Genomic DNA, 18954 nt, shown 5'->3' with positions numbered 1-18954 from the left:
GGCCCCGCCGAAAGCCCCGGTCCACGACCGGGGCTTTCGCCGTTTCTCTCCGGCCTTCTCGCCCTGATCCCAGACATGGCCCTTTCCGGGTCCTCGCTGCCGGCGGCCTGATGGGGCGCCACAGGTGCGCGGTGATCCCGGTGGTCACCCACCCCAACGAGGCGGTCGCCGCCCGTTACGACCGGCCGATGTCCCCGACGAGCGAGGCCGCACTTACTACGATTACCTGCGAGGACAGCTCCCAGAGCCGGTCCGTGCGCAACCGGATGAGGTCACGAGCACCGTGACCCCGGAGGCCGAGACGCCGTTCGAGCGGCTGATGCGGAGGCGCGAGGCTATCAGCGAGACCCGCGCAAAGGCGGAGATGCTGATCGTCATCCTGGAAGCCCGCGGGATCGCCCTTCAGCCCGCCCAGCGCGAGAAAGTCGACTCCTGCACCGATCCCGTCCTGCTGACCATCTGGGCGACCCGCGCGATGACGGCCTCCGATCCGGCCGAGATCTTCGAGGACCGCTGAGGCCCGCACACGGCCGACACGGTCACGCCGCTCCGGGCCGGTCACCCCCTCAAGCCGCGTGGCGATCGGACCGGGTGCACCGAGGGACCATCGGCTTCCTCTTCCGGGACCTCCGGCCCGGGTCAAAGCGCGACTCCGGGCGAATGCTGAAGACATGACCGTCACCGGATGAGCGATCGGGGTGCCGTACCCCGTCCTGCGGAGGGGATCTGTCATGAGGGTTCTGGTCGCCTACGGATCGAAGAACTGGTCCACCGCGGGCATCGCCGACATGATCGCTGAGGCTCTCGCGGCCGAAGGGCTGGAAGCGGAGGCGCGTCCGGCCGACGAGGTGCGTGCGGTGGCGGGATACGACGCCGTGGTGCTCGGCGGGGCGCTCTACAACAACCGCTGGCACCACGCCGCGCGCAGGTTCGCCCGGCGCCATGCCGCGCCGCTGGCAGGCAAGCCGGTCTGGCTGTTCTCCAGCGGGCCGCTCGACGACTCCGCCGACCGGACGCAGGTCCCGGCGGTGCGCCAGGCCGACGCTGTACGGCACGCCCTCGGCGCGCGCGAACACGTCACGTTCGGCGGCTGCCTCACCGACCAGGCCAAGGGGTTCATCGCCCGCTCGATCGTCCGCAACGGCCGGGGCGGCGACTTCCGCAACCCGGAGCGGATCGCGGAGTGGTCCAGGAAGATCGCCGCAGAGCTCCGCCACACCGCCGAGAGCCGCTGAGGTCCGGATCCGATGGGACGCGAACCCGATCCGACCTGCCCGGCCACATCCGGAGCAGGGCCGAAGGTCCCCGCGTCCCCGGCCATCGGCTTGGCCGGTGGCGGCCGTTCGGCCCTGCTCCGGGTGCGGGCGTGATGTGATGCCGGGAAGAGAGCCCGTGGAGCGCATCATGAAGATTCGATTCGTCGCAGCTCTTCCCATCCTGCTGGCGTCGGCGGCCGGGTGCGGTGGCGCGGGCCCGCCTCAGGCCACGGTGACGGCGACGAGCACCGTCACCGCCTCGGCCACTGTCACCGCCGCGACCACCGCCACCGCCACTGCCACCGCCTCGGCCACCGCTACTGTCCGCGCGACCGTCGCCCCGTCGTCCCCGGGCCGGGAAGAGTTCCTGGTGGCCGGGTACTACCAGCCGCTGTGGCCGTTCGCGGACGCCCGGCAGGCCCGTGAGTGGACGGCTAGATACCGCTCCCAAGGTCACCAGCCGTGGCATCTGGACGCCGCCTTCACCGCTCGGGCGTTCACCCGGGACTACCTGGGCTACAAGCAGATCGACCAGATCGTGTCCACCAGGCTCGAAGGACGCCATGCGCGCGTGAGCGTGGGTTTTCGCAGCTCGGAGAGCAGGCGCCCGCTGACGGCGGCCGTCATCCATCTCGTGCGGTACGGCACCGGCAAACACGCGCCGTGGGAGGTGGTGGGCACCGACGACACCACGTTCACCCTGACCACTCCCGAGTACGGCAGCGCCGTGCGCTCACCCGTGACCGTGGGCGGGCGCATCACCGGCGTCGACGAGAGCATCCGGGTCCGCGTCCACCAGCTGTGGTCCGCCGGACCGCTCGGCGAGACGGCCGGAACGCCGGCGGGAGGCGAGAAGCAGCCCTGGTCGACGCGGGTGGCCTTCAAGGGCCGGCCGGGCCGGGTGGCCACCGTCGTCGCCACGACCGGCGGCCACATAGCCGAGGTGGAGCGCTTCGCCGTCACCGGGGTCACGGTGATGGCCACGCCGTGAGCGGGCCTGTCACGGTCCTCCGCGCCCTTCCTCACACCCCGATGGTCACCCACAGTGTTCGGTGTGTCACGATACTGAATCAATGAGTGCGTATCCGCGGTGGAGGGGGAGCCGAGGATGAACGGTCCGGCGGTGTGCGGTGCCCCGCTTGTGGCGCGGCGCCGGGTGGTGCGGAGCTTCGTACGCGAGCGGGAGCTGGTGCCGCGGGGGGCGGTCGTCGCCCTCGTCTTCGCCGTGGCGGCGTGGACGTGGAACTGGCGTGCGGGCGTGACCGCCGCCGCCCTCGCCGTACTGGCCGACCTGCTGTACCGCCGGCGCGTCCGGCCGCGGGACGCCGCCTCACCCGGGGAGCGGGCCACCGCGCGGATACTCCGCGCCCTGCAGCGGCGCGGCTACGTGGTCCTGCACGACCGGGCGCTGCCGGGCGTCGAGGACAAACTCGCCCACCTGGTCCTCGGGCCGACCGGCGTCTACGTCGTGGGCTCCGGGGTCTGGCACCGGCACGCCCGGGTCGCCAGCAGCAAGGGCCGGTTGTGGATCGGGCGCTCCCCCGCCGACGATCATGTGCGCGCCGCGGCGTCCGGGGCGCAGGCGGTCGCCGACATGCTGAGGTACGGCCACGGCCGGCCGGTGGAGGTCACCCCGCTGGTGGCGGTGCACGGCACGCGACTGCCCCGCGGATGCTCGTTCATGGCCTCGAAGGTCATGCTGATGCGCGCGGCCCGGGTGCCGGGCTGGATCACCCACCGGCCCGTGCGGTTCGACGCCGGGGAGGTCGCGGCCCTGGGCGCGGTCGCCGAGCGCCTGCTCCCCCCGTACGGCGACCGCGGCTGAGCGAAGAAGAAGGGACCGAGTATCCCGGCAGGCGTCACGCATACCCCATCACGATGCACCATGGAAGGACGCATCACCCGAAAGCGGGGTGATGGATATGCTTTCGGCTTCGGCGAAGGGGGCTAGCCCGTGCTGCGTGTGGTGGTCGATCCGGAAGTGCCCGCCGAGGTGGCCAACCTCATGCGCCGGAACGGACCGCTGCTCTCCAGGTTCCACAACGGCTGGGACCCCGAGGCGGGAACCGGCATCCCCGGCGCGGTCATGGGGGTCTTCGGGGCGACGACCGTGCTGGCGCTGGGGACCATGTTCCTGGTGGGCCCGGGGGCGTTTCCCCTGCTCCTGCTGATGATCGTCGAGCTGTTCATCCTCCTGGTCGTGTACCTCGCCAGGAAGCCCCTGCCCGCCGACTCCATAGAGCGCGTGCTGTTCCGTCACTCGCGCCAGTGGAAGGGCCGCTTCCTGGTCCTGGAGGACTTCGACCATCCGTCGAGGGAACTGCTCGGCCGGGTCCAGCGGGCCATCGACCGCATCCTGCGCTCCCGGGTCAACGCCATGGGCCTGCTGGACAGCGTGCGCAACTCGGTGATGCTCCCCGCCGAGGAGTGGGAGATCGCCCGGCTGCTGGCCAAGCTGTCGGCCCTGCGCGCCAAGCACCGCGACCTCGCCAGGAGCGGCAGGACCCCGGAGGTGGTCGCGGCGATGCAGCCGCTGGAGCGGGCCCTGGCCGCCAGCGAGGCCGCCGTCGTCGCCCGCGTCGAAGCCCTGGAGCGCTACGCCCGCCACGTCGAGGAGGCCGAGCGCGCGCTGCTGTCCCAGCACCAGCTGGAGGCCCTGCGCTCCCACCTGCCGGAGTACGAGCAGCTCCTGGCCGAGGCCGGCGCCGGCAGGCTGATGGCTCCGGAGATCGGGCACCTGGCGCAGGACGCCGACCGGCTGCAGCAGGCGCTGCGCGACAGCGTGCGCTCGGCGCACGAGGCATTCCGCTATCTCGACGGATAGCCGAAAATATAAGCTTTCTTGACTACGGTATAACCGGAGGAGGGGGAGCCACCAGGTGCAGTATGTGGTTGTCGATCCGGAAGTGCCCGCGGACGTCGCCGACCTGTTCCGCCGGCATGGGCCCCTGCTGTCCCGCATCCGCGCAGGCTGGACCCCCGAACCGCAACCCGTGACCCCCAAGCTCGCGACCCGGCTCCTGCAGGCCGGCGGGGCGACCGCCGCACTCTTCCTGCTGGGCGTCGTCCTGCTCGCCGACGGCGGGCACATCCTCATGTTCGTCACCGCGCTCCTGATCTTCGTGGCCTTCGTCGGCCATCTCGCCGCCAAGGAGCCGATGGAGACCGACCCCGAGGAGCACGACGTCTACCGCCACGCCCGCTGGTACGAGGGCCGTTTCCTGCTGCCGGAGGACTTCGACTACCCCGCCGAGCTGTTGCGCGAGCGCACCCGGCAGGCGGTCGAGTACGTCCTGTCCTCCGGGGTCCACGTCAGCGGGATGCTCGACGGCGTGCGCAACTCGGTGATGCTGCCCGCGCAGGAGTGGGAGATCTCCCGGCTGCTGGCCAAGCTGTCGGCCCTGCGCGGCGAGCACCGCCGCCTGGTCAGCGAGGGCAACAGCCCCGAGGTGGTCGCGGCGATGCAGCCGCTGGAGCGGGCCCTGGCCGCCAGCGAGGCCGCCGTCGCCGCCCGCGTCGAGGCCCTGGAGCGCTACGCCCGCCACGTCGAGGAGGCCGAGCGCGCGCTGCGCGCCCACGAGCAGATCGAGGTGCTCCGGTCCCGGCTGCCGAAGTACGAGGAGCTCCTGGCAGAGACGGGCGCCGACGCGCTGGCCGTACCGCAGATCGACCATCTGGCCCAGGACGCGGGCCGGCTCGAGCAGGCGCTGCGCGACAGCGTGCGCTCGGCGCACGAGGCGTTCCGCTATCTCGACGGCCCCGCCCAGGCCTGATCCGCCCGGCTCCCCGCATCCACCCGATCCACCGGGAGCCCCGGCCCGATTCGCCGTACGACTCCGGTGATCTCTCTTGCCGGGACGGCCCAAGGAAGCGAGGATGGCTCATATTCCTTGGAGGTGGACATGCGAATCCGCCCGGACGTCGCCCTGGGCGTGCTCGTTCTGACCGATGTGCTGCGGGTCTTCCTGCCGTCGCTGATCACGCTCTTCGGCCGGGCCGGCAGCACGCCGGCCGAGATGATGGGCCTGTACGCCCTGTCGTGGTTCGTGGCGGCCTTCCTGGCGGTGCCGCTGGCCCGGCTGGTTCCGGCCCCGCGGATCGCGCTGGGCGCCGGGGCGCTGCTGCTGGCCGCCCGGGCCGTGCTGCAGCTGACCGACGGCGGCGACGCGCAGCTGTACACCGCGAGCGCCGGCGTGCTGGCCGGGCTGGTCTGGCTGGTCGCCGTGGCCATGACCGCCGCAGACGCCCGGCCCGCGCTGTCCGGGGTGGCCGCGGGGCTCGTGCTCTCCACCGTGGTCCACTCCGCGCTCGACGGCGTCGACCTGATGTGGCGTCCCGGAGGGCTGCCGCGGGCACTGGTGATCGTCGAGCTCGCGCTGTTCGCGATCTTCCTGGTGCGTGCCCGGCACACGGAGCGCCCGGTGAAGATCGGGGACGCGGAGCACCCGGTGGACCTCCGGGAGAGGGCGGGCGCCCCGCGCGCCTGGCTGCTGGTCGGACCGGCGCTGCTGCTGTGGGGCCTGTACACCGGCAACGCCGCCTACGCCCAGTCCGCGGCGGGAGCCCCGGCCTGGGTGGCGGCGATCGTGGCGGGGTTCGCGGTGCTGTCGCTGCGGCCCGCCGTACTCCCGTGGCGCTCGCACCCGCTGCTGCCCGGCGCGGTCCTGGTCGTCTCCGCCGTGGCGTTCGCCTTCCTGCACCCGGTGATCGGCGGCATCCACGGCGTCTCCCCGCCGTGGCTGATCGCCGCCCAGGTGCTCGGCCAGCTGGCGCTGGTCGCCTGCCTCGTCTACGCCGCGGCCTCCCCGCCGCCCGCCGGGGCCGACCGGCCCGCCCGGCGCGGCCTGGCCGCCGCCGGAGGCATGCTGGTGTTCGTCGTGCTGACCTTCGCCTACTACGCCGCCTACGACCTCTACCTGCCCAACGACTGGGTGCCGATCGCCGCGGCGCTGCTGGTGGCCGCCGTGAGTGCGACCGGGGGCCTGCGCCGCCTGGAGCCGGGCTCCGGGCCTCGGCTTCCCGTGACCGCGGCGGGCGCCGTGGCCGCCGCCGCGCTGGTGGCCGCCGTCCCGCTCTGGCAGGATCCGGTCCCCGCCTGGCAGCCGCCCGGCGAGGGCCTGCGGGTCGCGGCCTACAACATCCGGATGGGGTACGGCGAGCCCGGCCGGCTCTCTCTGGAGCAGCAGGCCGACACGCTCAGGCAGCTGAGGCCGCACGTGATCGTGCTCAGCGAGGCCGACCGGGGCTGGCTGCTCAACGGCGCCCACGACGACGTGCGGCTCATCGCCGAACGGCTCGGCATGCGTTTCGTCTGGGCCCCGGCCGCCGACGAGGTGTGGGGCGACGCCGTGCTGACGAACCTGCCGATCACCTCGATCCGCAACCACGTGCTCGTCCAGGGCGGGCCCACCGGCGCGCAGGCGGTCGAGGTCGGGGTGCGGTGGCGGGGACGGGAGATCACCGTGATCGGCACCCACCTGCAGCCGCCGCCCGGCTGGCGCGAACTCGACCAGGTGGGGCAGCTGGCGGGGATCGTCCGGCGGGCCGCGGCCTCCCGCCCGGTGGTCGTGGCCGGCGACCTCAACATCGAGCCGTCGGACCCCGCCTGGAAGGTGCTGATGGACGCCGGGCTGACCGACCCCATCGCCCCGGTCAGGCCGTTCAACACGATCCCCTCCCCCGGCCGCTCGGTGGAGCAGATCGACCACGTGCTGGTCACGCCGGGATTCACCGGCGCGGACCAGGCCAACCCGAACGTCCAGCACTCGGACCACCGCCCCATTGCCGTCACACTTATGCCCGATAAGTAAGGTTCGTCCTATGACGAACCACGCGGAGCGGCGATGAGGGCACTGCTCACCGGCTTCGAGCCGTTCGACGGCGCGACCGTCAACCCGTCCTGGGAGGCCGTGCGGCTCGTGGCGGAGGCGCCTCCCGTGCAGCTGACCGTGCACGCCGTACAGCTGCCGTGCGTCTTCGGCGAGGCGACGGAGCGCCTGCGTGAGGCGATCCTGGAGCACGAGCCCGAGGTGGTCGTGTGCGTCGGGCAGGCGGGCGGGCGCCACGCCGTCACGGTCGAGCGCGTCGCGATCAACCTGGACGACGCCCGCATCCCGGACAACGCGGGGGCACAGCCGATCGACCAGCCGATCGTCCCCGGCGGCCCGGCCGCCTACTTCGCCACGCTCCCGGTCAAGGCGTGCGTGGCCGCCGCCAGGAAGGCGGGGATCCCGGCGAGCCTGTCGCACACCGCGGGGACGTTCGTCTGCAACCACGTCTTCTACGGCCTCATGCACCTGATCGCCACGGAGTTCCCCGAACTCCGCGGCGGGTTCGTGCATGTGCCGTACGCCCCGCAGCAGGTGCTCGACCACGGCGAGCCGTCGATGCCGGTGCAGCTGGTCGCCGAGGCGCTGACCGCGATCGTGACGGCCGCGCTCCTGCTCCACGACGACCTGCGGCTGGTCGGGGGCGCCATCCACTGAACGCCGCCGGGGTCTGCGGGTCTGCCCGGGCCTACCGGGCCTACAGGGGGACGCCGTACACCACGCGGCGCCCGGGGAACTCGCTCACGCTCCAGACCTGCTCGCGCACCCGGGTGAGGTCCTCGGGGCCGACCGGGTACGGCCGCCGGGTCACGGCTTCGCCGGCCACCACCAGTGTGCCGTTGCCCCTCGATCCGGCGGTCTGGCTCAGATACCAGGTGCGGCCGTGGGAGAGGGCGCCCTGGATCTTCTGCACGGGCATGGCGTAGGCGTCGACGGCCGCGGCCAGGCCGTCGCCGTCGGCCGCCAGGGTGCCGTCGGCCGACAGCCGCCAGCGCGCCACCCGCCCGACCTTGGTCGGGTCGTCGACGTACTCCCCGGAGACGAGCAGGTCGGGCTCGGCCGTACGGTCGACGGCGGCGAAGGAGAAGCGGACGGTGCCGGTCGTCGTGTTCCAGGAACCGGCCTGCGGCATCACGTAGCGGTAGCCGAAGGCGTTGTACACCCCGTCGCGCCTGCCGATGGCGGCGCCGTCCTCGCCGTTCACCTCGTAGATGTGCCGGACGTCGAAGACCCGCAGGCCCCGTACGGTGTCGGCGACGTAGAGCAGGTCCCCGTACCAGGCCACGCCTCCGGCGTGGATGTTGATCGGGACGATGTTCCCGTCCGGGCGGACGTCCACGAGCAGGACGTGCCGGTAGCGCAGCGTCGCGGTGTTCATGAAGGACAGGCGGATCCCCCGCTCCGGAGCGTCCACGGGCTTGAAGTACCAGCTCACCACGAACACGCTGCCGGACACGCCCGCGTCGGCGGCGCTGGTCAGCCCCTGCGGATACCAGTCGGCGACGTCGTTGTCGGCGGCGTCGAAGGTGTACCAGTCGGCCGGGCGGGGCCTCATCGAGCCGAACGCCCCCGCCCCCTCCGGACCCTTCCTGGCGGTGACCCGGTTGGCCTTGGCCAGCACGGTGCTCAGCGGCACGCGATCGAGCTCGCGCTCCAGCACGGCGATCCCGGGAGGCGGGCCCCCGCCCCTCCTCAGCTGGAACGGCTCCGCAGGTACGGCCTTCATACCACTCATGGAACTCCTTCCCCGTTTTCACCAGTCTGGCGGATCATGGTGTGGAGTTCATGAGTATGCCGTGATCGTCTCCTTTCCGATCACCGTGGCCGGTCACCGGGGCCAGGTGTGCACCGGCTCCCCGGTCAGCGCCAGCTCCCTGTAGCGCGTCACCACCCGGGCCGCGTCGCCGTCCATCGCGGCCAGCGCCTCCCGCTGCCAGACCGACCCGGTACGGCGCCGCGTCACCCGCTCCCGGATGATCTCCAGCATCCGCTCGGACTCCTCCGGCTGCACCCCGACCCGGTCGAGACCGGCCCTGGCCACCGGGAGCAGCTCCAGCGCCAGCTCCGCGGCGGGCTTGTCCTCCTGCAGGCCCGGCCAGCACAGCGAGGCGTCCAGGCCGTCGATCGCCGCCCGGTAGAAGTTGCGGTAGGCGGAGGAGAACGGGAACTCCTCGACCGGCTCGACGGCCAGGGCCGAGGTGAGCCCGAGCAGGAAGGCTGAGTTGGCCACCATGTCCACGGCGGTCGGCCCGGCGGGCAACGCCCGCATCTCCACGCGCAGGTGGCCCCCGTCCGCCGGATCGTAGACCGGCCGGTTCCACTGCCAGACCGTGCCCTGGTGGAGCCGGAGCTCGGCCAAGGCGGGGGCCTGCCCGCTCCCGGGAGCCTGCGGCTCCTGCGAGGTCATCGGCAGGATCGGCTCGTAGTCGCGCACGCACGCCGCGAACAGGTCCTCGGCGCTCTCCACCCAGCCGGATCCGAAGGCCACCCGCCGGTCCCTGCGCCCGAGCCGCTCCAGGTCGCGGTCGTCGGCCGACTCCTCGAACAGCGCGATCCTGGTCTCCTCCCACAGCCGCCGGCCCATGAACGTCGGGGAGTTGCCGCTGACCGCGAGGACCGGCCCGGTGGCCAGCTGGGCGGCGTTGTAGACGCGGGCGAAGTCGCCGGGGGCCGTGCGCAGGTGGATCTGCCAGGAGGTGTTGGCGCTCTCCAGGATCACGCCCTTGACCTCCAGCTCCAGCTTCTCCGCCCCGTGGATGCGCACCCGGTACGGCTCGACCCGCAGCCGCCGCATGCCCCGGCTCAACGCCCGGTAGCGGCTCTCGTCGCTCATCGTCTCGTGGCTGAAGTCCAGCTCGCTGAGCGTGGGCAGGATGCCGATGGCCACCACCTGGCCGCCCTCGGCCGCCGCCGCGGCGTCCACCTTGGCGACGACCTCGTGCAGTTCCCGCTCCAGGGCGGTGAAGGGCCTGCCCGCCAGCGGCAGCGGGGTCAGGTTGGCCTCCAGGTTGAACCTGCCGAGCTCAAGAGTGAGCCGGTCGTCGCCCGCGACGTCGCGCACCTCCTGGTTGCGCGGGAGCGGGTGCCCGTCGGGAGTGGTGAGGAACAGCTCCACCTCGGCCCCGATCGTCGCAGGCCCCGTCCCGAACCCCGGCCGGGCCAGCAGCTCGTGAAGCTCGGCGAGCTGTTCCCCCAGCCGCTCCCCGAAGCGGGCGAACTCCGCCTCGGAGTAACGATCCTTGTCGACCTGCTGACCCATCACACCATCCGTTCAATCCGTCCTGGCCTATGTCTCCCGTCTTCCCCGATGCCGCCTTCTAATCTGCGCGAGACATAAATCACCCCTGCGCAGACCGGGAGGAAAGGACCGGGACCGTAATGAACCGGCCGGTGGCCGGGCCGGGAAGGGCGTTGTTCACTGAAGCTCGGGTCGCCGCGACGACGAGGAGGTCGGTCATGGCCGTCGAGAACGCGCAATACGACAGGAACAACCCGGACAACAGCGAACTGGCGAAGGCATTCTTCCAGGAAGTCGACAGGGCGACCCAGCAGGCTTACCTGCACGCGGTCTCCGTACCGAGTCTCGGCCCGCTGACCGGCCTGAACGGCTACACCCGCAGGTGGGGAGAGATGTGGGCCGACTTCCTGCAGGGCAAGGCCGTCATGTGCATGGCCGCCTGCTTCGGCTACGTGATCGAGACGTTCGTCAGCGACCAGCGATCGGGCCTCGCCCACAGGATCCCCGACGGATACACCGTCACCCCGCAGATGACCCACGGCGGCACCCGGCCGGATCTCGTGCTCGCGGAGAAGAGCGGAAGGGAGATCGCCTGGGTGGACCTGACCGCGTCACAGAGCGTGGACCACATCTTCGACAAGGCGGGCTGGTCGAAGCAGATCTCGATCTTCGCGGAGGTCACCTATCCGTCGCTCGACCCGCAGTCCCTCACGCTCATGCGGCAGAACAAGGACAACACGGGGACTCTGAGCCAGCAGGAGTTCGACCAGCGGATAAAGCAGGCAGCCGAGACGTACGCCCAGGTGAGGAAGGAGTGGCTGTCGATCGGGGAGATCATGAGCCTCAAGTTCCTGGGGGACGAGATCGGCCGCTCCGCCGAGGAGCAGAGGCTCAACCCGGAGATCCGCCAGGACCACATCTCCGAGGAGATTCGGTGGTACTTCAACCTGCCCGTACCGCCCGACAAGAAGCTGGTGCCCAGCATCCTGACCGCGCTGGGAGTGCGGCCCGCGTCGTGGGGCTTCACCACGGGCTACCCCGCAAGTCAGCGGGCCGGTGAGACCTGGCTGATCGACAACGCTCCCCAGTTGCTGAAGCAGGGCTGAGCCCTCCGTCCGGGCGGCAGGGCCCGCCGGGACTGCGCGGACGGGGACCGGGACGGCCGGCGAAGGCACGGCCGCCCCGATCCCCACCTCCGGCGGGCACCCGTCACCAGGGGGCGGTGCCGGTCTCCTCGAAGAACCCGCCGGTCGGGCCGTCGGCGTCCAGCAGAGCCAGCCGTACGGCGACCGCCGCGCCCTGCTCGGGGTCGCGGGGACCGCTGTGGCCGTTCATGTCCGTGGAGCAGTAGCCGGGGTCGGCGGCGTTGACCTTGACGGGGGTGCCGGCCAGTTCCTTGGCGTAGGACACGGTGATCATGTTCAGCGCCGCCTTGGAGGAGTTGTAGGCCAGGTAGTTGGCGGCCCAGAACTCATCCTGCGGATCGGTCATGCGCGCCAGCGAGGCCAGCCCGCTGGAGACGTTGACGATCCGGCCCGCCGCCGACCGGCGCAGCAGCGGCAGCATCGCGTTGGTGACGGCGACCACGCCGAAGACGTTGGTCTCGTAGGTGGCGCGCAGCGCGTCCACCGGGGTCGCGCTGGGCGCCGCCGGATCGTCCTGCGAGACCATGATCCCGGCGTTGTTGACGAGGATGTCGAGCACGCCGTACTCCTCCTCGATCCACTTGGCGGCGGAGGCGACGGACTCGGCGGAGGTCACGTCGAGCTGGACGGAGCGGACCCCCAGCTCCTCGGCGGCCCGCTGCCCGCGCCCGGCGTCCCTGGCCCCGACCAGGACGGTGGCTCCCTTCTCGGCGAGGAGCCTGGCGGTCTGGTATCCGATGCCCTTGTTGGCACCCGTGATGAGAGCGATCATGCGTCTCACCGTGCCGGGGTCCGGGCCGGGGCGGGAGAGACCCGGGGAGGCTGGGATCGGCGGTACCACCCACGGCGGCCCGCGAGCGGCCATCCTGGAGGCATGAACCGCAGCGAGCTCGCCGAATTCCTCCGCAACCGCCGCGCCCGCCTGACTCCGCGCGAGGCCGGTCTTCCCGAGGCCGGGCCCCGGCGCACCCCGGGCCTGCGCCGCCAGGAGGTGGCCCAGCTCGCGGGCATGTCGATCGACTACTACATCCGGCTGGAGCAGGCCCGCGGTCCCCGCCCGTCCCGCCAGGTGCTGGGCGCGCTGGCCCGCGCGCTGATGCTGACCGGCGACGAGCGCGCGCACCTGTTCCACCTGGCCGGGGAGGCCGCGGCGCCCGGTGGCGGACCGTCCCGGGAGGTGCCGGAGGGGGTGCTGAACCTGCTGGAGTCGCTGGAGGACACCCCCGCCTACGTGCTCGACGCCAAGTACGACGTCCTCGCCTGGAACCGGCTGGCGGGCATGCTGCACGACCTGGACGACGCCGCGCCGCAGGACCTCAACATGGTCCGCGGGGTCTTCGGCTCCTCCGACCTGCGCATGGGGCTCTGCGAGCCGGAGCGGGGCGGCTTCGCCCGGACCGCGGTCGCCGACCTGCGCGCCGCCACCGCGCGTTATCCCGGCGACCCGTCGATCGGCGAGCTGGTGACGGAGATGCTGGCCGCCAGCCCGGAGTTCGGCCGGCTGTGGGCGGCGCACGACGTGGACGTCCAGCGCGACCAGCGCAAGCAGATGCACCACCCGCTGATCGGCATGATCGAGGTGTGGTGCCAGGTGCTGCACCTTCCCGACCGGGACCAGCGGGTGGTCCTGTACACCACCGCCCCCGGCTCCCCTTCCCACGACGCGCTGCGGATGCTCAGGATGCTGCAGGACGCGCCGCGCTGACCCCGACCGGCCGGTACGGCAGGCGGGTCACGGGATCCGGCCGGGTTCCTCGACGGGCACGCGCAGGGTGTTCAGGACGACGGCGAGCATGTCGTAGTGGGCCACGAGCATGACGAGCTCGATCCGGCCGGGTTCGTCGTAGCGGGCGCACAGCGCCTGCCAGGTGGCGTCGGCGAGGTCGCCGCGCGCGTGGAGCTCGTCGGCGACGTCGAGGACCAGCCGGTCGGCGGGATCCCACTCGTGGCCGCGAGCCGCCGCGGGACCGTCGTCCCCCGTCCGGGCCGTCGCGGGATCACCGGGTGCCCCGGTCGCCCGGACGGCCTCGATCTCGGCGTCGGTCAGGCCCGCCTCGCGCGCCAGCCGTACGTGCTGGGCCCACTCGTAGGCGCTGCCGCGGTGGTGCGCGGTGCGCAGGATCGCCAGCTCGCGGTCCCTGGCCGGCAGCGTGCCGTACAGCAGCGCGGCGCCGAAGCCGATCCACGCCTGGAACAGGGCGGGATGGCGGGCCAGGGTGGTGAAGACGTGGTAGGGGCCGGTTCCCTCGACCACCCGGGTGAGGAACGGGTCCCACTGCTCGGGCGGCAGCGGCTCGACTCGGGGATTCACGGACCAGAGGTTACTTACTACGATCACCGTTGTGAACGATCGCTTGGTAGGTAAACGTGTGCTCGTCGTGGGCGCGGGGACCCGCCCCTCCTCCGAGCCGGACGCGCCGCCCGGCAACGGCAGAGCGATCGCGGTCGAGGCCGCGCGGCAGGGCGCCGCGGTGGTCTGCGCCGACGTGGACGACAAGTCGGCCGCCGAGACCGCCGAGTGGATCACCCGCGAGGGCGGGCGGGCCGAGGTGGTCGCCGTGGACCTCGCCGACGGCGACGCCTGCGAGGCGCTGGCCGGCCGGGTGGGCGCCGTGGACGGGATCGTGCTCAACGCCGCGATCGGCGCCGGGCTCGCCCTGGCCGGGACCGGCGCGGACGACTGGGACCGGGTGTTCGCGGTCAACCTGCGCGGCCACTTCCTGATCTGCAAGGGCGCGCTGCCGCTGCTGAGGTCCGGCGCGTCGATCGTCTTCATCGGCTCGGTGGCCGGACTGCGTCCCGGCAGCCTGATCCCGGCCTACGACGCCTCCAAGGCCGGGCTCGTCGGCCTGGCCAAGCACGTCGCGCTGGAGGGCGCGGGCCTGGGGATCAGGGCCAACCTGGTCGCCCCCGGCCTGATCGACACGCCTCTCGGGCGGGACGCGGCCAAGCTCTGGGAGCACCGGGACCGGGTGATGATCCCGATGGGCCGTCAGGGCACCGCCTGGGAGGTGGCGAGCGTGGTGACCTTCCTGCTGTCGGCCGAGGCGGGCTACGTCACCGGCCAGGTCCTGGCCGTGGACGGCGGTCTCACGCTGCTGTGACGGCCCGGGTCTGCCGGTGAGCCTCGGGCTCGACCGGTGGACCCGGGATCGGCCGGTGCGCCGCGTGGTCGGCCGACGGGCCGAGTGATCAGCCGACGGGCTCGGACGCGCCGGTCAGGCGGCGGACCTTCATGCCCGCGCCCCACTTCTCGATCGCCTCCTCGTCGGCGAACGCCAGCGCGCGCAGCATGTTCCCGCCGTCGGCGAGCTCGACGTTGCGGCGCAGCCGCCGCCGCATCGGCTCGGGCAGCCTGGTGGTGCCCGCCTCGACCGTGTCGCCGTAGAAGGGCGCGAAGGTCACTCCGGCGAATCCGGTACGGCGCAGCAGCGCCGGCATCGTCTCGGCCGAGTAGAACATCAGGTGGTTCTTGGTGAACCCGTTCCACTTGCTGCCGTAGGCCTTGAGCTGCAGGGAGGCCGCGTTGACCGTCAGGATCAGCAGCACCCCGCCCGGCCCCAGCAGGCCGCGGAAGGTGCGGAAGTCCTGGATCGGCCGGGGCAGGTGGGCCAGGACCGACCAGAGGGTGATCACGTCGAAGCCGCCCCCGGCGATCTCCGGCACCTCCTCCGGGACGCCGTAGTAGGCCCGGGCCCGGGTGAGCCGCCGGTTGGCCTCCTCCACCGAGTCGGGCGACAGGTCGATGCCGACCGCGTCGAATCCCCGCTGCTCGGCCAGCTCCAGGAACAGCCCCGACCCGCACCCGAAGTCCAGCAGCCGGCGGTCCCTGTCTCCGTCGCGTCCCTGGTCGAAGACCGGGCTGAAGGCGTCCATGGTCAGCCGGTAGCGGCGCTGACGGCCGGCCGCGTAGTTCCCGGTCAGGAAGCCGCTGTAGTTCTTGGCGTACAGGTCGCCCAGGCGCTCGGGCCGGATGTTGGGGTTGCGGTACAGGAAGCCGCACGCCGGGCAGCGCACCACCCGGTAGCTCCAGCTGATCTTCTTGCCCTTGCCCCCGGTGGGGCGGAACAGCGGCTGCTGGCGGGTGTCGCCGCACAGGTGGCAGGTGATGAACTCCTCGATCTCCCCCAGTTCCATCTGCTTCTGGAACTCCTCCAGGGTGATGACCGGGGCCCGGCGCAGTCTCATGCGCCATTGCATCTCGCGGGCGAGGCGCTCGCCCGGGCGAACGTAGATCCGCTGCCCCCAGGGCACGCGGTCGTAGCGGGAGCCGTACACAACGCGGGAAATCACTCTTCTGGCAGAGACCACGGAATGTCCATTCACCGGCTTTTCTCCCAACGTGTCACGACATCACTGATCGCTCAACCGTTACCCGTGATCCGATATGCACAGCCCCAAATCCCGACATGCCGCTCTTCAGATGATCCTCATGGAGGGGTAAGACCTGTCCGTCAAGGGATGAGAAATATGGCTTTCCGCAACCAGTGACCGGTTCGTCCCCCAGTGATAGCGTCCCAGGTCATGCGCCCAGAAGACCTCGCCCTACTGCACGTCCCCGGCACCGTCGCCCTCCACGGCGACCTTCTCCTGACCGACGTCTCACACCCCGACCTGGAAACCGACTCCTACCGTGGCAGCCTGTGGCGGATCCCGGACGACGGCCCGCCCGTGCGCTTCACCCATGGCGACCACGACACCGCGCCGCGGATCTCCCCCGACGGCGCCTGGGTGGCCTTCCTGCGGGCGAGCGCGGGCGGCCGGCCGCAACTGCACGTGATGCCGACCGGCGGGGGCGAGGCCCGCGCGGTCACCGACCTGCCACTCGGGGCGGGCGCCCCGGTGTGGGCTCCCGACTCCCGCCGCATCGCCTTCGTGGCGCGGTGCCCCGAACCCGGCCGCTACGGCACCGAGGAGGGGGTGCAGGCCGCGGCCGAGGCGCCGCGCCGGATCACCCGCTTCCGCTACCGCTACGACAACATCGGCTTCATCCAGGACCGGCCGGCGGTCCTGTACGTGATCAACGTGCTGGCCGACATCCCCCAGCCGGTACGGCTGACCGACGGACGCTGCGGCGTCGAGGACCCCTTCTGGCACGAGGAGCACGTGCTGGTCTCCGCCCCGCGCGACCTCGACCCCGACAGCCTGCACAACGACCTGTACGCGGTCCCGGCGATCGGCGGCGACCCCGTCCTGGTGGTCCGCAGCGCCGGCTCCGCCTCCTGCCCGGTCGCGCTGCCCGGCGGCGAGGTGCTCTACCTCGGCACGGAGTTCACCGGCGTCCAGACGGTGGCCCGCAACACCGGCCTGTACCGCGCGCCCCTGCGGATCGGCGGCGAGCCCGCGACCGGGACGCGGCTGACCGAGGAGGAGTCCGTCGACTGCGAGCCGCTGACGCCGGTGCCCGTCGAGGACGGGATCCTGGTGGCGGTGCGCACGCGCGGCGCGATCGAGGTGCGCCTGGTGCGCTCCGGCTCGCTGGACGCGCCGCTGGAGAAGCTGCCCGTTGTGCTCGGCGAGCGGGCCAACGTCAAGGCGTTCGCCGCCGACGCCGGGCGCACCGTCGCGACGCTCTCCACCCCCGAGCACCCCGGCCAGGTCGTCGAGGCCGTCCCGGCCGGCGGGGACCCGGGCCCGGACGCCGAGCCGTGGGGCCGGGTGCTGGCCGACTTCTGCGGCCCGCTGGCCGGGACCCGGCCGCTGCGGGAGCTCAACGGCGTCTCGCGCGACGGCTACCCGGTGCACGGCTGGCTGGCCGTACCCGAGGGCGAGGGGCCCCACCCCGTCCTGCTCAACGTGCACGGCGGACCGTTCCACCACCACGGGTGGGGCTTCCTGGACGAGACCCAGGTCTACACCGCCGCCGGGTACGCGGTGGTGCTGCCCAACCCGCGCGGCTCGGCCGGGTACGGCCAGGCGCACGGCCAGGCCGTGGTGGGCGCGCTCGGCACCGTGGACGCCGACGACGTGCTCGCGCTGCTGGACACGGCGCTGGCCGAGCCCGAGTGCGACCCGGAGCGGGTGGGCGTGATGGGCGGCTCCTACGGCGGGTTCATGACCAGCTGGCTGTCCGCCCACCACGGGTCGCGCTTCAAGGCCGCCTGGAGCGAGCGCGCGGTCAACGCCTGGGACTCCTTCGTCGGCTCCTCCGACATCGGCTGGTACTTCGCCGAGGCCTACTGCGGCCCCAGCGCCGAGGCCCAGCGGGCGATGAGCCCGCTCTACCACGCCGACCGGATCACCCTGCCGTTCGCGGTGGTGCACTCGGAGGAGGACTGGCGCTGCCCGGTCGAGCAGGCCCAGCGCATGTTCGTCGCCCTGCGCAGGAACGGCGTCCCGGCCGAGTTCCTGCTGTTCCCCGGGGAGGGCCACGAGCTCACCCGCAGCGGACGGCCCAGGCACCGCCTGCAGCGCTTCGAGGCGGTCCTGGAGTGGTGGTCGCGGCACCTGGCCCCGTGATCCGCGTGCCCGGCGGGCGTCTCACCGGCACCCGCCGGGCCGTCGGGTCGTCTGGATCAGGCCGGGCCGCGCGGATGCGGGTCAGGCCAGGCAGGTCAGCGGCTTGCCGCCGTTGAACTCGATCATCTCCAGGACCGCGGTCACCACGTCGATCGGCTCCCCCGGCGCCCGGCCGTCGAGGTCGGCGTAGGCCCGGTGCAGGTTGCCGACGATGCGCTCGGGGTCGCGCATCTCGCCGTACTCCCCCAGGTCGGTCTCGCGCGCCGTCTCCAGCGGCGAGAGACCGGCCTTGCGGCCGCGCTCGGCGGTCTCCAGCACGAACCGCAGATAACCCCGGACCTGGTCGATGGCGCCCGGCCCGCAGACCCCGCCGTGGCCGGGCACGATCGTCCGGGCGTCCAGGGCCTGCAGGTCGTCGAGCACCCGCAGCGCGCCCAGCACCGACCCCATCAGGACGAACGGCGTGCTCTCGTTGAAGACCAGGTCACCGGAGAACAGCACCCGGCGCTCCGGGATCCACACGATCGAGTCGTTGGTGGTGTGCGCGGCGACGCCCACGTGCCGGACCTCGCAGCGCAGGTCGTCGGAGTAGAGCGTGACCCCGTCCGTGTAGGTGAGAAAGGGCGGGTCCGTCCTGAGGTTCCCCCATTCGACGGGCGTCCAGGCCACGGTGAGGTACTCCGAGACCCCCTCCTCGATGACCCGCTCGCGGGTCTTCTCGTGCCCCACGATGGTCGCCTCGGGGAAGGCGAAGTTGCCGAAGGTGTGGTCACCGTGGTGATGGGTGTTGACCAGCGTGGTGACCGGCCGGTCGGTGACCGACCTGATCGCCTCGCGGTAGGCCAGGGTGCGCCGCTCGGTGGCGCAGGAGTCGATGCTGATCACACCGCGCCGCCCGGCGAGGAAGCCGGTGTTGTTGATCCACCAGCTTCCGTCGGGCTGGATGTAGGCGTACACGCCGTCGGAGACCTCCTCGACGCGGGCCGGAGGCAGGGCGTGGTCGTGCCGCGATGAACTCATGAACCGAA

The 18954-nt window shown here is 72.2% G+C and carries 18 protein-coding genes; 12 read left to right on the top strand and 6 right to left on the bottom strand.

The window, feature by feature from the left end:
• The first annotated feature begins 283 nt into the window (after window positions 1–283).
• The 8 genes from Psi01_RS16965 to pcp all read left to right on the top strand — a co-directional run bounded on the left by Psi01_RS16965 (window position 284) and on the right by pcp (window position 7741).
• Complete coding sequence (locus Psi01_RS16965; RefSeq protein WP_204064990.1) at window positions 284–517, top strand: hypothetical protein; 234 nt, start codon at window positions 284–286, stop codon at window positions 515–517.
• A gap of 214 nt (window positions 518–731) precedes the next feature.
• Window positions 732–1235 carry a flavodoxin domain-containing protein gene (locus tag Psi01_RS16960; protein ID WP_204064989.1) on the top strand — a complete coding sequence of 168 codons (504 nt, stop codon included), beginning with the start codon at window positions 732–734 and terminating at the stop codon, window positions 1233–1235.
• A gap of 169 nt (window positions 1236–1404) precedes the next feature.
• Window positions 1405–2247: a hypothetical protein gene (locus tag Psi01_RS16955; protein ID WP_204064988.1), complete on the top strand. Its 843-nt coding sequence runs from the start codon at window positions 1405–1407 to the stop codon at window positions 2245–2247.
• 117 nt (window positions 2248–2364) lie between these two features.
• Entirely contained in the window at window positions 2365–3081 is a 717-nt protein-coding gene (locus Psi01_RS16950; RefSeq protein WP_204064987.1) for a nuclease-related domain-containing protein, read from the top strand.
• 129 nt (window positions 3082–3210) lie between these two features.
• Complete coding sequence (locus tag Psi01_RS16945; RefSeq protein WP_239127776.1) at window positions 3211–4080, top strand: hypothetical protein; 870 nt, start codon at window positions 3211–3213, stop codon at window positions 4078–4080.
• A 55-nt stretch (window positions 4081–4135) separates the two neighbouring features.
• A complete protein-coding gene (locus Psi01_RS16940) occupies window positions 4136–5029 on the top strand; it encodes a hypothetical protein (RefSeq protein WP_239127775.1) in 894 nt (297 codons plus the stop codon).
• Between the two features lie 129 nt (window positions 5030–5158).
• Window positions 5159–7066 carry an endonuclease/exonuclease/phosphatase family protein gene (locus tag Psi01_RS16935; RefSeq protein ID WP_204064986.1) on the top strand — a complete coding sequence of 636 codons (1908 nt, stop codon included), beginning with the start codon at window positions 5159–5161 and terminating at the stop codon, window positions 7064–7066.
• Between the two features lie 33 nt (window positions 7067–7099).
• Window positions 7100–7741, top strand: coding sequence for a pyroglutamyl-peptidase I (pcp, locus tag Psi01_RS16930; RefSeq protein WP_204064985.1), 642 nt, complete (start codon window positions 7100–7102; stop codon window positions 7739–7741).
• 40 nt (window positions 7742–7781) lie between these two features.
• On the opposite strand, the gene Psi01_RS16925 is transcribed toward pcp, so the two are convergent.
• Window positions 7782–8819, bottom strand: coding sequence for a hypothetical protein (locus Psi01_RS16925; RefSeq protein WP_204064984.1), 1038 nt, complete (start codon window positions 8817–8819; stop codon window positions 7782–7784).
• A gap of 93 nt (window positions 8820–8912) precedes the next feature.
• The gene (locus Psi01_RS16920; protein ID WP_204064983.1) at window positions 8913–10343 is read right to left on the bottom strand and encodes a glutamate-cysteine ligase family protein; all 1431 of its coding nucleotides are present in this window, start codon (window positions 10341–10343) and stop codon (window positions 8913–8915) included.
• A 197-nt stretch (window positions 10344–10540) separates the two neighbouring features.
• Here Psi01_RS16920 and Psi01_RS16915 point away from each other — a divergent pair, with 197 nt between their 5' ends.
• The gene (locus Psi01_RS16915; protein WP_204064982.1) at window positions 10541–11428 is read left to right on the top strand and encodes a hypothetical protein; all 888 of its coding nucleotides are present in this window, start codon (window positions 10541–10543) and stop codon (window positions 11426–11428) included.
• A gap of 103 nt (window positions 11429–11531) precedes the next feature.
• Here the strand turns inward: Psi01_RS16915 and Psi01_RS16910 are convergent, their stop codons facing one another.
• Complete coding sequence (locus tag Psi01_RS16910; protein WP_204064981.1) at window positions 11532–12239, bottom strand: SDR family oxidoreductase; 708 nt, start codon at window positions 12237–12239, stop codon at window positions 11532–11534.
• A gap of 102 nt (window positions 12240–12341) precedes the next feature.
• Between Psi01_RS16910 and Psi01_RS16905 the strand changes: the two genes are divergently transcribed.
• Window positions 12342–13172: a helix-turn-helix transcriptional regulator gene (locus Psi01_RS16905; protein ID WP_204064980.1), complete on the top strand. Its 831-nt coding sequence runs from the start codon at window positions 12342–12344 to the stop codon at window positions 13170–13172.
• A gap of 27 nt (window positions 13173–13199) precedes the next feature.
• Here the strand turns inward: Psi01_RS16905 and Psi01_RS16900 are convergent, their stop codons facing one another.
• Entirely contained in the window at window positions 13200–13778 is a 579-nt protein-coding gene (locus Psi01_RS16900) for a carboxymuconolactone decarboxylase family protein (RefSeq protein WP_239127774.1), read from the bottom strand.
• Window positions 13779–13809: 31 nt separating this feature from the next.
• Between Psi01_RS16900 and Psi01_RS16895 the strand changes: the two genes are divergently transcribed.
• Window positions 13810–14571: an SDR family NAD(P)-dependent oxidoreductase gene (locus Psi01_RS16895; RefSeq protein ID WP_204064979.1), complete on the top strand. Its 762-nt coding sequence runs from the start codon at window positions 13810–13812 to the stop codon at window positions 14569–14571.
• Between the two features lie 88 nt (window positions 14572–14659).
• Here the strand turns inward: Psi01_RS16895 and Psi01_RS16890 are convergent, their stop codons facing one another.
• Complete coding sequence (locus Psi01_RS16890) at window positions 14660–15760, bottom strand: class I SAM-dependent methyltransferase (RefSeq protein ID WP_204064978.1); 1101 nt, start codon at window positions 15758–15760, stop codon at window positions 14660–14662.
• Between the two features lie 231 nt (window positions 15761–15991).
• Here Psi01_RS16890 and Psi01_RS16885 point away from each other — a divergent pair, with 231 nt between their 5' ends.
• Window positions 15992–17926, top strand: coding sequence for a S9 family peptidase (locus Psi01_RS16885; protein ID WP_204064977.1), 1935 nt, complete (start codon window positions 15992–15994; stop codon window positions 17924–17926).
• 81 nt (window positions 17927–18007) lie between these two features.
• On the opposite strand, the gene Psi01_RS16880 is transcribed toward Psi01_RS16885, so the two are convergent.
• Window positions 18008–18946 (bottom strand): MBL fold metallo-hydrolase, encoded by a 939-nt coding sequence (locus Psi01_RS16880; protein WP_204064976.1) that lies wholly within the window; start codon window positions 18944–18946, stop codon window positions 18008–18010.
• Between the last annotated feature and the right edge of the window lie 8 nt (window positions 18947–18954).

The sequence above is a fragment of the Paraplanobispora siamensis genome, assembly GCF_016863175.1.
GTDB classification, from domain to species: Bacteria; Actinomycetota; Actinomycetes; order Streptosporangiales; family Streptosporangiaceae; genus Planobispora; species Planobispora siamensis.
The sequence above is the reverse complement of the archived record's forward strand: the minus strand, read 5'-3'. Positions and strand labels throughout refer to the sequence as shown.

What these genes read in the sequence shown, in the direction of transcription:
- Psi01_RS16960 (WP_204064989.1), top strand. Translation starts at nt 732, where the DNA reads ATGAGGGTTCTGGTCGCCTACGGATCGAAGAACTGGTCCACCGCGGGC.
- Psi01_RS16955 (WP_204064988.1), top strand. Translation starts at nt 1,405, where the DNA reads ATGAAGATTCGATTCGTCGCAGCTCTTCCCATCCTGCTGGCGTCGGCG.
- Psi01_RS16950 (WP_204064987.1), top strand. Translation starts at nt 2,365, where the DNA reads ATGAACGGTCCGGCGGTGTGCGGTGCCCCGCTTGTGGCGCGGCGCCGG.
- Psi01_RS16935 (WP_204064986.1), top strand. Translation starts at nt 5,159, where the DNA reads ATGCGAATCCGCCCGGACGTCGCCCTGGGCGTGCTCGTTCTGACCGAT.
- pcp (WP_204064985.1), top strand. Translation starts at nt 7,100, where the DNA reads ATGAGGGCACTGCTCACCGGCTTCGAGCCGTTCGACGGCGCGACCGTC.
- Psi01_RS16925 (WP_204064984.1), bottom strand. Translation starts at nt 8,819, where the DNA reads ATGAGTGGTATGAAGGCCGTACCTGCGGAGCCGTTCCAGCTGAGGAGG.
- Psi01_RS16920 (WP_204064983.1), bottom strand. Translation starts at nt 10,343, where the DNA reads ATGGGTCAGCAGGTCGACAAGGATCGTTACTCCGAGGCGGAGTTCGCC.
- Psi01_RS16915 (WP_204064982.1), top strand. Translation starts at nt 10,541, where the DNA reads ATGGCCGTCGAGAACGCGCAATACGACAGGAACAACCCGGACAACAGC.
- Psi01_RS16910 (WP_204064981.1), bottom strand. Translation starts at nt 12,239, where the DNA reads ATGATCGCTCTCATCACGGGTGCCAACAAGGGCATCGGATACCAGACC.
- Psi01_RS16905 (WP_204064980.1), top strand. Translation starts at nt 12,342, where the DNA reads ATGAACCGCAGCGAGCTCGCCGAATTCCTCCGCAACCGCCGCGCCCGC.
- Psi01_RS16885 (WP_204064977.1), top strand. Translation starts at nt 15,992, where the DNA reads ATGCGCCCAGAAGACCTCGCCCTACTGCACGTCCCCGGCACCGTCGCC.
- Psi01_RS16880 (WP_204064976.1), bottom strand. Translation starts at nt 18,946, where the DNA reads ATGAGTTCATCGCGGCACGACCACGCCCTGCCTCCGGCCCGCGTCGAG.